The sequence below is a fragment of the Bradyrhizobium sp. TM233 genome, assembly GCF_036247965.1.
Taxonomy (GTDB): Bacteria; Pseudomonadota; Alphaproteobacteria; order Rhizobiales; family Xanthobacteraceae; genus Bradyrhizobium; species Bradyrhizobium ottawaense.
Genome location: NZ_BTIG01000117.1, coordinates 1 through 341, shown reverse-complemented (window position 1 = coordinate 341; position 341 = coordinate 1). Strand labels below are relative to the sequence as shown.

The following is a 341-nucleotide window of genomic DNA, read 5'->3' as shown; positions in this document are numbered from 1 at the left end:
CGGCGCCTCCTCGCGCGCGAATTGCCTGTAGCGCATCTGGCCGAGCCGGTTTTGCGCCTCCTCGGCGTTCTTTCCTGCCGGCGCCGAGCAGCCGCCCGAGGCCTTCACATAGACTTTCGAGACATAGAGCTGGCCGTCGCTGAGCTCGGCCACCGCGTGCACATCGGTGTAATTGTTGACGCGCACGCGCGTCGAGATCTCGGTGACATTGGCGTCGGAGCCGAGCTCGAACTTGGCCGCCATCGGCGCCGGGTTACGGTCGATCACGAGCGTGATCGAACGGATACGGCGACTATCTGCGGGCGACAGCTTGCTGCGCAGGGTCACCGGCACGATCGCCG

The 341-nt window shown here is 66.0% G+C and carries 1 protein-coding gene; it reads right to left on the bottom strand.

Translation table 11 applies throughout. The features are described 5' to 3' along the window. The coding region (locus AABA86_RS33920; protein ID WP_338309837.1) for a thiosulfate oxidation carrier protein SoxY at window positions 1-341 on the bottom strand (341 nt) is incomplete at both ends.